Origin of the sequence: Streptomyces sp. L2 (assembly GCF_004124325.1) — a bacterium.
In the GTDB taxonomy this organism is placed as follows: Bacteria; Actinomycetota; Actinomycetes; order Streptomycetales; family Streptomycetaceae; genus Streptomyces.
This window is the reverse complement of the sequence record NZ_QBDT01000002.1, coordinates 17,804-30,211: the sequence shown is the minus strand read 5'-3', so window position 1 is coordinate 30,211 and position 12,408 is coordinate 17,804. Positions and strand designations below refer to the sequence as shown.

Genomic DNA, 12,408 nt, shown 5'->3' with positions numbered 1-12,408 from the left:
CGTATGGTACGCGGCCGGAGTCTCCGCCAGTGATCCTCCTCGCTGGCTGCGAAGAGGATCCGGTCGAATCTCATATTGTTCGCGGCATCGATTAAGTAACGGCAGGGAAGCTGCCCTTCCGAGTGCCGCAGGTCATGACGCTGGTGTGGCCGCTGGGGCAGAACCGTCAGCAGCGGCTGAGTCTCACCAAAGCACATGGTCGCGGTTCCATACCAGGACCCGAGGGCGGCTCATTGCGCACGCGGGATTCGCGGATTTCTCCTGTGGCGCAGCCCACCTTCAACGCCTGCCCATAGGGGCGCGGGAAGGGGGCGGCCTGGGACGTCACATCACCTTTGTGCTGCCGGTCGGCACACCTCAGAGTCCAGGCAGGCACACGAGGCGCTCTCGATCCGACGTTTCACGTTGGCGGCCTCCTGGAGGGGCAGGCACGGCAGTTGCGGCCGAGTGGCTGTCCGGCGACGACCGGCACGAGGTAGGCGCCTGTCGTTCACTGCCGGACGCCCGCACAGACCTCAGATATCCGCCGGGGGCGTTCTGGGCCCCGCTTATCAGTGGTTGTCCGCGCGAGGAAGCGAAGGGCCACTGCGGGGCCACGCGTCGAACTCGGTGGGCTTCTGACGGGTCGGCCGGGGCCCAAACTGTATATAACAGGCATAACATCGCGAAATAGGGGTTACGGGTGGTGTGGGAGAGGGGTGGGTGGTGTGCCATGTCGGACCGGTGTGCGGTGTGTGGCGCACCTTTGGGCCAGGGGGCGGGAGAGTCGGAAGGTGGCCGGCGTTCCAAGGCTGCTGGGCGTGCGGCGATGTATTGCTCCAGTGCGTGTCGTCAGCGTGCTTTTCGTCGGCGCCGGGCGGCGGAGCGCGCGAATCCGCAGGCCGGTGTGCCGGCACCCGGGGGTGAGGACGCCCCGCCAGTGGATCCTGAGCCGCTGAAGGTGCCGGAGCTTCCTCTCGCGCTGGACTCATTCGTGGGGCGCCAGGGGGAGTTGAGCGAGTTACGGGCCTTGTTACGCGTTCGCAGGACGCGATTGCTGACGCTGATGGGTCCTGGCGGTATCGGTAAGACCCGGCTGGCGCTGGAGTACGCCCGTGAGCAGCGCTCGTCGGGCGGCACGCCGTTGCTGGTGGAGCTGGCAGGGCTTGCGGAGGGCTCCGATCCCGTGCAGGCGGTGGCCGCCGTCTTGGGTGTGGGCGAGCACGGTGGCCGTTCGGGGGTTGAGGCCCTCGCGCACGCGGTGGGTGGGCGTGAGCTGCTGTTGTTGCTGGACAACTGTGAGCATGTGGTGCGCGGGGTGGCCCGTCTGGTCGCGGATCTGCTGGGGCGCTGTTCTGGGCTGCGGGTGCTGGCCACGTCCCGGGAGGCGTTGCGGGTGCCGGGCGAGGTGGTGTTGCGGATCGGCGAGCTCGATATGGGTACGAGAGAGGGCGGGGTGGTGGCCCCTGGGCCATTGCCGACCGGGCGACCCAAGCCGGATGCGGTTCAGCTGTTCGCTGAGCGGGCCACGGCGAGCGCGCCGGGTTTCCGGCCGAGTGGGGACGACATCGCCACGATCGTTAAGATCTGCCGGCGTCTGGAGGGAATGCCGCTGGCCATCGAGCTGGCAGCCCGCCGCACGGCGAGCCTGCCGCTGGGCGCGATCCTGGCCGGGCTGGACGACCAGCTCGCCCTGCTCGCCGACGGCAGCCGCACCGGCCCAGCCCGCCATCTTGATCTCACCGCCGCGATCGACTGGAGCCACCGCCTGCTCACCGGGCCCGAGCAGGTCCTCTTTCGCCGCCTGTCCGTTCTGCGGGGCGGCTTCACCGCGGAATCGGCTGCCGCGGTTGCCGCCGACGGTTCCCACGGCCCCCTCCAAAACCGCCGCATCCTGCCCTTGCTCCTGGCGCTGGAGGCCAAATCCCTCATCGTCCGCACCCCGGACCCGGGCCGGCGCGAGGGTTTCTTCCCTGGCCCGGGCCGGGCTGGGAAGCAGGGGCACAACGCGGGCCAGCAGGCCCGCCCGGTACGTTTCCGCCAGCTAGAAACCATCCGGGCCTACGCTCTGGAGCGGCTGGAGGAATCCGGGGAGCTTGAGGAGACACGGGAGCGAGCTGCTCAGTGGCTGGCAGGGCTCGTCGCTCCGTCCCTGGACGCCGTCTACACCGAAGACACGGCAGCACGAGCTCTGGCCGAGCGGGAGAACCTTGCCGCCCTCGTGACCTCGCCGGAGATGCCCAGCGAGCCACCGCCTGTGCTCGTCCTGGCGCTGGCCCGCGTCCGGTTCCGCGAGGGGCAGCTGACCGCTGCCCGCGCTTTGCTGGAGGCAGGGCCGGAGTGGTCCGACACCTGTCTCCAGGTCGTACGGCTGGCCAGCGCATCCCGTGTCACCTGCCACCAAGGTGACGGGGAGACAGCCCTCTCCTTCGGTGAAAAGGCCGTCGCGCTGGCCCGTTGCCTGGATCACCGGGGGCTGCTCGCCAACGCCCTTGATGCGCGCGCCTGTGCACGGCTGGTGACGCGGGAATTTCCGCTGGCCGCAGAGGACTTTCGTACCTGCGCCAATGTCCTTGACACTCTGGACCGTCAGGTAGATGTGGCCGCGGCCCACGACAACCTGGCATGGGCACTGCTTCTGGCCCGCCGCCCGGCCGAGGCAAACACCCTCGTGACCGGCTGCCTGCCCGTGCTGCGCGAACACGCGCCCTCGTATGTGCTCGCCGTTGCTCTGCACACGGCGGGCGCCATCCGGCTGGCGCTCGAAGACTGGCCGGGGGCCGAGGGACTGTTCGCCGAGTCCCTGGGCGCGCTGTCCATCGAGGGCTACCAAGGGCCCACCGTGGTCGAGGGGCTGGCTGCAGTCGCCACAGCACGGGGTCAGTACCGGCGCGCGGTGCGCCTGTTCACGGCCGCCGCCCGCAGCAGGCTGGAGAGCGAGATCGCACCCGGCTGGCGGGACCAGATCGCTCCGTTCAAGGCCCGCGCCACGGCCGCTCTTCCCCCCGCTGCTCGCAGGGCCGCAGAGACTGCTGGGCAGGGGATGGACTGGCCGGATCTGGCGGCGTACGCGCTCGGCGAAACGGAAGAAGCCTCCGCGCCGGCCAGCCGGCCCGGGACGGCCGGGCTGGCTGGGCTGGCCGGGCCGCTGACGGCGCGGGAAACGGCAGTTGCTGAACTCGTGGCGCGGGGGCTGACCAACCGCGAGATCGGTACGAGGCTGAATGTGTCGCCGCGTACCGTCGACGCCCGCCTGAACCGGGTCCGTGACAAGCTCGGCGTCCGCTCCCGGACCGAGATCGCGCACTGGCTCGCGCGTCACCACACCACCGCCAGCAATTCGTAACGCTTCGCCCCATTTCGTTTTGGGTCGCTGGATGACGCTGTGCGCCTCTCTGTGCAGCCGTCAGCCTGGCCGCAGGCCAGAAACACGAACTTCCGAGGAAGTGCTTTCCCGGCTTGAGGGCAACGCGAGCGTGTGCGGAACCGGCGTCTACGGCCGGTGACCCCGTGACCGGGACTACCCGTCCCGTCCTGAGGGCAGCGGAGCCAGGACCCGAAAGTGGCGCGAGGCGATGGTGGCCCACGTCACAGCAGAAACTCTGGCCCCATGCGTAACAAGCCAAGGGCTCGCTGGTCTCAAGGACATACAGCAAGATGTTCGGCTGATCTGACTGATGACGCGAGTTTCTCTAGCGGAAAGTCCAACTGACCGCAAAACATGTGCCATCGTCGTCGGCTGACCCTAGTGATCCCCTCAACCTGTGTGATCACTCAACTCTCTGCAAACATCCCAGGAGGATAAAAATGTCTGCTCGTCACAAGAAGGTTCGACAGAATTCGATTGCTGTAGCAAATCGATACGTAACCGTGGCTCTTGCTGCTGCAGCTGTGGTCGGAGTTGGTGCGGCCGGCGCAGGTCCGGCCATGGCTTCTTCCCTTAGTGCTTCCGATCACCATGACGACCACCATGCCGTCACGATTGATACGCCGAGGGCTCAAGAGTCGTATGTTACGAACAATTCCGCCAGGACCATTTACGTTGTTCCGTCGGATAGTAAGGATGCTCAGAAGTCTATCTTCTGGACATCGCTTGCAAAGGCCTTCGCTCCTGCGCCTGAGAAGGTGAAAAAGGTGCAGGAGTTGGGTGAGATAACCGTGTCGCAGGGTGAGGAATTTTTCACCCACAATGGACTGGTCGCGATTCCTCCGGGAAAAAGTGCGAGAGTCTACTCTGCGGGTTATGCGGATACGGCTGGGCAAATTAATTCAGGTAAGTCCTTCGTGCCGAGGAGTGTGCATCTCGATATCATTGGCACGGACAGCAATGGACAGATTCAGAGTTCCGGGTTTGACTCCAGCGGGAATGACTCCTGGGTCGTCAAGAACGACAGTGTTGCCCTCGCTGATCCTAAGAATCATGAAAAAGAAGCACCAGCATCGGGAAATGGCGTCCCCAATACCAGCTACGGGTTTGAGGCTCCCAAGCCGACTTCAAATAAAGATGGCCTGCTCTCTAATATCGCGAACCAGAACAGCTGGGTTGTAAACACTACAAGCCGCCCCATCTTTGTTAATACGCAGGAAAGTAAATCCTCGGAATTGGCATCTTGGGTAGGAAACGTCGCAAAATATGTTATCACTGAGGGCGGTGGTAAATATGGAGAGGTCGCCGGTACATTCTTCACGGTAACCGATCTAGGGGCCAAGGCCATTAACGCCTACCTCAAGGAAACGGGAGTGACCCTGATCGCCCCCGGAGAAAAGAGGCTTGTCAGCTCGCTGAACGTGGGCGACGAAATTTCAAAGCCGGGCAATTTATTGGGACGCTACGGCTTAGTCAATAATCTCCACGTCGACGTCATGGGGACGTCTCCGGACGGGAAACTTCGGAGTCAAAGCTTTGACACCAATGGTAATACATCCTTCAGGGTCAGCGAGGAGGGCATTCAAGATTTCAAAGCGCCTGACACGTACGGGTCGGCGACTATGAAGTTCGGCCCTATTATTGGTGGCGCTATCACGATCATAGATAGTTCGCGTGGCAATGAAGACAAGGGTGATATTCGTGTCTGGCCTGACGTTGTAGAGAGCCGCAAGGCTACGCAAGCAGCCAATGAAAAGACGGTAGTCAATGCGGAGGTCCAGGCGAAGGCACTTATGACGGCTCTGGGAATAAGGGAAGATGAGGCGTATGAGATTTTGAAGAAATTTGCAATGCCAAATTCTCCTACCTTCGCGAGCGACTTCGCAAACGCGTACACAGAACTCAAGAAGAAGGACAAGGAATTAGACGCCACTTCTGCCGCCGACGTTCTGTTCGACAGGCCGAATTTGTGGAGGTCTGATAAGGGGGCGAAATTGAATGATCCATCTGCCCCGCCTACCACGTTCGCCGGGTTGAGGGGCTGGTCTCTGGTGTCGGATCCGAAGACGGGTGAGTCGTGGAAGGTGACGAACGATGGCCAGGGCACCCCGGTGCAGTTCTACGGGCATGGCAAGGATGGCTCCTGGCACCAGTTGATGCCTGATTCCTCCGTCAAGAACTACGACGACGTCGTGGGCTATGTGGAGAAGGACGGGGCCTGGCAGAAGGTCGAGGACCCTCGGGCCTTCTTACGCGGCGACACCAACGGTGACGGCAAGGTCGACGTGAAGGACGAACTGCCCGGCGATAAGAAGCGGCAGGACGACGCGCAGAAGGCGAAGGAGGAGGCAGACGCCAAGGCGAAGGAGGAGGCGGACCGCAAGGCCAAGGAGGAGGCTGACGCCAAGGCGAAGGAGGAGGCTGACCGCAAGGCGAAGGAGGAGGCTGACCGCAAGGCGAAGGAGGAGGCTGACCGCAAGGCGAAGGAGGAGGCTGACCGCAAGGCGAAGGAGGAGGCTGACCGCAAGGCCAAGGAGGAGGCTGACCGCAAGGCCAAGGAGGAGGCTGACCGCAAGGCCAAGGAGGAGGCTGACCGCAAGGCCAAGGAGGAGGCTGACCGTAAGGCCAAGGAGGAGGCTGACCGTAAGGCCAAGGAAGAGGCCGACCGTAAGGCTAAGGAGGAAGCCGACCGTCGGGCCAAGGAAGAGGCCGACCGTCGGGCCAAGGAAGAGGCCGACCGTCGGGCCAAGGAGGAAGCCGACCGTCGGGCTAAGGAAGAGGCCGACCGTCGGGCTAAGGAAGAGGCCGACCGTCGGGCTAAGGAGGAAGCCGACCGTCGGGCTAAGGAAGAGGCCGACCGTCGGGCCAAGGAAGAGGCCGACCGTCGGGCCAAGGAGGAAGCCGACCGCAAGGCCAAGGAAGAAGCGGACCGTCGGGCCAAGGAGGAGGCCGACCGTCGGGCCAAGGAGGAGGCCGACCGTCGCGCCAAGGAGGAGGCCGACCGTCGCGCCAAGGAGGAGGCCGACCGTCGAGCTCGCGAGGAAGCGGACCGCAGGGCCCGTGAAGAGGCCGACCGCCGGGCTGAGGAGCACCGCCGGGAGGACCAACGCCGGGAGGAGCGCCGATAACTGCCAGTTGCCGGGGAGACCACACCAGCCGCCCGGCTGGTGTGGTCTCCCCGGCGCTGAGTTGTGTGGGAGGGGGGACTCTGCCACCCTGCCTCGTCGCGCACGCTCGTCTCGCCGGACACCGACACGGGCGCGGCGCCCCGAAACACTGCCGCCGGAGACGCCTGCTCGGGGACGCGCGCTTGCCTGCCGGGTGCTGGCCTGGCGGCAGGTGCCCAGTCTGGAGGGGGCCGAGTTCCAACGATGCTCTGCTGGGAGGATGACGCTGCAAGGCAATCTCCCTCCCATAACCTTTCCTGAAGGCGAAAACGCTGGTCAGGGGAGTTCGTAACGAGGCGAGGCTCCTGGTCGTGGCGCCGGTGTTCTCACGCACCGCGCTTCGCCCGAGGAGCCTCGCCTCGTTGTGTGTCTGCCGTGCTCGTCGTGCCGTACGAGGTGGTGAGCAGGTCATCCTCACTGGCGCCGGCCGTGGCCCTGCAGGGTCGAGCCGCGCAGGATCTCGTGACGCACGCCGAATTCCTTGGTCCTACGGGGACTTCACGGGCTCAGGCCCGGCGGCACGATCCATCCGGACCGCACGCTCACGCAACTTGAGCGGTGACTCCGCGGGCATCGTCTGGGCGCCTCGCATGAACCGGGAAGGGCCCGGTCATACCGCCACGTTCCGTTCAGGCGAAGTGATCGTCATATAAAAGCTCTGCGAGCCTCTTAATGGTGCGGGTTCCGTATCTCTACAGGGCCTTGCAGGGCCGCGGCAGCAGCCGATTTCGCCAGGCAGCATCGGGTGCCGCTGGATCGTTCCTGCCGTCGTGGTCCCGGATTAGGACCTGCCTCCGCACCCGGCACCACCCTTTTCCCCGCGGACTCCAGCCAACTGGAAGACCTCGCCGGCACTGCTCCTCCCGATGATGCCGACTCGGACAACACGGCATCCCACGGACGGCGGCGCCTATGGAGAGTGCTGCCGATTCTCTACAAGAAAGGGAGATCAATGACGTTGCGTCACCGTTGCCTCAGATATACCACTCGTCATTTCAAAGTACTCGCTGTGTCCGTGGCCGCCGCACTGGTGGGAGTCCTGCCCTCTGCGGGCACCGCGTTCGCGTCCGCACCATCTGCCGCTCCCAAGAAGGTCGCCGATGTCCGGGACTGTGGTGCCGTAGGCGATGGCACGACAGACGACACCGGCGCCTTCAAGTGCGCCATCGCACAGGCCACTGCCTGGAAGGTCCCGGTCTACGTCCCCTGGGGAAGGTACAGGATCACCGATACCCTCACGCTGACTCAGCAGCTGATGGTCGGTCACCTGGGCGGCACCTACACGTCCGACTATGCGACGCTCCCCACCATTGTGGCGACGGACCCCTCTCACAGCGCGATCCGTCTCAAGGACGGCGGTGCGGTGGCCGGCCTGAACTTCGACTACCCGCAGGACGAGTCTTCCGCCACTCCCACGCAGTACGCCACGACCATCCTCCTGGACGGAGTCGGGACCCGCGTGAGCAACGTGAGAATCGCACACGCCTGGAAGGGGATCGAATCGGTCGGGCAGAACACGGGCCGCGCAGTGATCCAGGACGTGTTCATCTCGTCCGTCGCCAAACTCGGCATGCGTCTCGATACCGGGTACGACACTACGACGATCTCCAATGTGGAAGTGTGGACCCCTCCCGGTGTTTACAAAGGTGCCTTCCTCAACAGCGGCGTCGGTATCGAACTCGACCATCTCGATGCCTACCACATGAGCGGTGGCCTGGTCTTCGGCGCGCAGACCGGCGTTCTCCTGCAAGGGAGCGCCGGTGGCTTGGCCTGGGGGACGATCGACGGTCTCACCACCGATTACTGTGTGACAGGCGTGAAGGTCGCAGACAACGCCCACCTCACCCTCACGAACACGACGCACCGAAGCCATGTCCACGCGCTCGAGATCGACGGAACAACGAGCACGGTAAATGTGTCGGGCGGCCAATTCCGCTCCAACGCCGCAGCGGCGGTCTACGTGCACGGCGGCTACATCGTGACGGTCTCCAGCTCCGAAATCAACGCGCCCAACCCCGCGCTCGAGATCGACGGCGGCGCCAAGGTGAACATCTCGGGGAACGACATCTCGGGGGTCACAGCCGCTGCGAAAATCGATCCGTACAACGGCGTAATCCTCTTCTCGAACAATGTGGTCGTGGCCAACACCCACGAAGGTGCCCTCATCAACCACGCGAGCAACCCGTTCACCCGCGTCGAGGGCAACATCATCTACCCCTGACCAGAACCGGAGAGTGAATTCCCGATGCCACGTCTGGGTGAGCGGAAATTCGTTCACCCAGACCATTTTCAAAAGGACCCGTGTGCGGATCCCTTCATCGCCGGGTCTGCCCAGCTGATAAACATGTGAGGCCGAAGACCATGACCGAAGTGGACAAGAACGAGAACGCGTTGCCGGGGCGTGGTGCGCACGGCTCCGGACAGAACCCCTTATCAGCGGCGACTCCTCGGCGATCTGCGTTACGCATGCTGGGAGCCGCCGGTGCGGGCGCAGGCGTATTCACTGCCGCGGCCACCGGTGGGACGGCGCACGCCGCGAGCGGCCCTCTCCCAGGAATGAGCTCGGTGTTCGACGTGACAGCCTACGGTGCGGTGGGGGACGGCGCGGCTGACGACAGCACACCCATCCAAAAGGCCATCAACGTGGCCAGTGCCAAGGGCGGTGTCGTCTGGATCCCGCCCGGCGCCTACCGGCTGGGCACAGGACTCACCGTCAACGCGCCGATCGTCATCGCCGGCGCCGGCTGGGGACCGGCCCAGAACACCCATGGTTCGTGGCTGTATGTCGACTCGACGAACGTCAGCGCGATCACCATCACATGGAACGGAGCTGGAACCACAGTGGCTGATCTGGCAATCGGCCACAAACAGCCCTCCCCCGGCCCCGGCTGGGCTCCCCTTGACTATCCGCCGGCCATCCAGGTCAGCAGCACCGACGTCCACATTCACGACGTCATGCTGAACAACCCGACACGAGGCATCAGCATCACCTACCCAGACGGAGTTGTCGGCCGTGTCTGCCTGGAGCGGATCTGGGGCCAACCACTGCGGCAGGGCATTGAAATCGACAACGCACTTGACGTCATCAAGATCGACAATATTCACTTCTGGCCGTTCTGGAGCGTCGACCCGAATGTCGGCGCTTACGTTGCCGGCAACGCGACAGCGATCCGCTCAGCCCGGAACGACAACCCCCACTTCACCAGGATCTTTGCCCTCGGGTACGCCGTCGGAATGCACTTCGACGCAAGCAGCGGAATCACGAGCAAGTTCCGGCTGTCCGATGCGGACTTCGACATCTGCGGCTACGGAGTAAGGATCACCGGTAACGGTACGACAGGTCAGATCACCAATCTCACCTCTCAGGGCGCGCAGGACGCGAAGGGCAACATCACTGGCGTTGCTTGCCTCGATATCGAAGCGGACGGCGTAACGGTGCAAGCGACAAACGTGCGTGCCTCATATTTCACCACCAACGGTGTGCGAGTTCACGGCGCCGGTACCAATCTCTTCCTGGAAAACTGCTGGGTGGAGAACTGGAATATTTCCGGCCGCGGTTTTCCCGGTATCGAGGCGGTCGCTCCGGCATCCGTCTATGTCGGACGCGGACGGTTCTTCAAGAACGGCAACTCGGCACCGGAAGTCGGCGGCACCGGTGGGATGATCCTCGACGCGTGACACCTGCCGCATGCGCGCACCGGGTCTCCGGCGCATGGCTGGCCGACGCCAAAGGCAGGCAATGGCGGGAGAGGAAGGCACATGAACCAGCACTCCGGCAACGAGGTACGTGTCCTGCTCGTGGACGACGATCCGCTGGTACGTGCCGCGTTACGGCTCATGCTCGAGGCCACATCCGACATCCACGTCGTGGCCGAGGCCGGGGACGGGGCAGAGGTGACCGCGATGGCCGATCGGCATGCGCCGGACGTGGTTCTCATGGACATCCGGATGCCCACGACAGACGGGCTGACCGCGACAAGGGAACTACGCCAGCGCAAGCCGGCACCCGAAGTGATCGTACTGACCACCTTCCACGCGGATGAGTACGTACTGCGCGCTCTGCGGGCCGGAGCCGCGGGGTTCCTCCTCAAGGACACCGAGCCGGACGATCTCGTGTCGGCCGTACGCAACGTGATGAAGGGCCGCCCTGTGCTGTCTCCCGAGGTCACTCAGCAACTCATCGCCCATGTGTCACAGGGTGACAGGGATGGCCGGCAGGATCGGGCCCGCAGTCTGTTGCTCCAGTTGAGCGAGCGTGAGCACGAGATCGCTCTCACCTTGGCCGAGGGCAAGACGAACGCTGAGATCGCGGCCGCGCTGTACTTGAGCATCCCGGCGGTCAAGACGCATATCTCGCGCATCTTGACCAAGCTCGACCTCAACAACCGGGTACAGATCGCACTGCTCGTGCACGATGCCGGATCACCGGACGCGACATGAGCCGGCTGCGCTTCCGCACCCCCTGTGCCCGCGCGTTGCTGGGCCGGGTGCGCAAGTCGGCTCAGTCTGGGTCGCCATGCCGCTGCGAACCGTCATCGAGCTCCGCGCAAGACGTCGACGACTCGTCCGCTGCCATCCGCTCTGATGCCGCGCGCCCGGGTGTGTCACAGCATCAGGGCCGGACCGCGGCCCAATGGTGGGTCGACGTCGCCTGCTTCGCCTTCGCCGTCCTGAACGCCCTGATCACTCTGCGGGCGCTGGCGGCCGATCCCCGGGTCTCGCACCCGCTGTTGCTGGCCGACCTCGCGATGACCGCGGCCGCGTGCGCCGTGGTGTGGTTACGCAGGCGCTGGCCCGTCGCGGTCACCATCGTGCTGTGCGCCCTGCTCTGCGTGGAGCCCAGCGCCGCCGGCGCGGGGCTCGTGGCCCTGTTCACCCTCGCCGCCCACCGCCCGGCGCGCGTCGTGGTCATCCTCCTGGTTCCCGGGCTGGCGTGCTGGACCTTCGGGGTTTACCTGCGCCCCCCGGCCCCCGGCCAGCCCCCCGCCGTATCGGTCATCACCGGGACACTGGCGATGTTCGCCGCCACCGGCTGGGGCATGTTCGCCCGCTCGCGGCACCAGCTCATGCAAGTCACGCGGGAACGCGCTCAGCAGGCCGCCGCCCAGGCGAAGCTGCGCGAGGAACGCGCCCAGCAGCTGACGCGTGAGGAAGTCGCCCGGGAGATGCACGACGTACTGGGCCACCGCCTGTCACTGCTCAGCATGCACTCCGGCGCACTGGAGTTCCGCCCGGACGCCCCAGCGGCAGAGATCAAACGGGCCTCAGGAGTGATCCGGGAAAGCGCTCGCCAGGCACTGCAGGACTTACGCGACGTCATCGGCGTGTTACGCGCACCAGACACAGCCGACACCCGTCGCCCGTCGCCGACGTTGGCGCAATTGCCGCGCCTCGTCGAAGAGTCACAACAGCCGGGCCCAGGAGTGACACTGATCGACAGAGCCGGAGCCGCGGGAACGCAGGGGAAGACCTTAACGGACCTTGTAGGACGTACCTCCTACCGAATCATCCAGGAAGGCCTGACCAACGCTCGCAAGCACGCACCCCATGCACGAACGACGGTGACCTTGACGGGCAAACCGGGGGAAGGGCTCGCCATCGAAGTACGCAACCCGATGCCCGAAAGGGGCGCGCAACAGCCGGCCCCACCTGGCTCGGGCCAAGGCCTGATCGGCCTCACCGAGCGTGCCAATCTCGCTGGCGGGCGTCTCGAACACGGCACCACACCCTCCGGTGACTTCCGCCTCTACGCATGGTTGCCGTGGCCGGAACACTCCACGCGTAAGCGGACGCCCTGAGAGCTAGGCCACGCCATGGGCCCTGCGCGCCGACGCTCGGGGCCAGCACCAGGGCCATGAATCAGACTCAGCAATCGCCCTGAGCCCTCCGCCGCCT

The 12,408-nt window shown here is 64.8% G+C and carries 6 protein-coding genes; all 6 read left to right on the top strand.

Going from position 1 to position 12,408, the window contains the following annotated elements; genetic code table 11:
• Window positions 1-1,033: 1,033 nt before the first annotated feature.
• Entirely contained in the window at window positions 1,034-3,325 is a 2,292-nt protein-coding gene (locus tag DBP14_RS34920; RefSeq protein WP_241741373.1) for a LuxR C-terminal-related transcriptional regulator, read from the top strand.
• 461 nt (window positions 3,326-3,786) lie between these two features.
• Window positions 3,787-6,474 (top strand): hypothetical protein, encoded by a 2,688-nt coding sequence (locus DBP14_RS36305; protein ID WP_164992564.1) that lies wholly within the window; start codon window positions 3,787-3,789, stop codon window positions 6,472-6,474.
• 1,054 nt (window positions 6,475-7,528) lie between these two features.
• Window positions 7,529-8,734: a right-handed parallel beta-helix repeat-containing protein gene (locus tag DBP14_RS34910; RefSeq protein WP_206739496.1), complete on the top strand. Its 1,206-nt coding sequence runs from the start codon at window positions 7,529-7,531 to the stop codon at window positions 8,732-8,734.
• A 140-nt stretch (window positions 8,735-8,874) separates the two neighbouring features.
• A complete protein-coding gene (locus DBP14_RS34905) occupies window positions 8,875-10,191 on the top strand; it encodes a glycosyl hydrolase family 28-related protein (RefSeq protein WP_129312260.1) in 1,317 nt (438 codons plus the stop codon).
• An 81-nt stretch (window positions 10,192-10,272) separates the two neighbouring features.
• Window positions 10,273-10,953, top strand: coding sequence for a response regulator transcription factor (locus DBP14_RS34900; RefSeq protein ID WP_129312259.1), 681 nt, complete (start codon window positions 10,273-10,275; stop codon window positions 10,951-10,953).
• Window positions 10,950-12,311, top strand: a complete 1,362-nt coding sequence (locus tag DBP14_RS34895; RefSeq protein ID WP_129312258.1) for a histidine kinase — start codon at window positions 10,950-10,952, stop codon at window positions 12,309-12,311. Before DBP14_RS34900 ends, DBP14_RS34895 begins: the two co-directional genes overlap by 4 nt.
• Window positions 12,312-12,408: the final 97 nt, after the last annotated feature.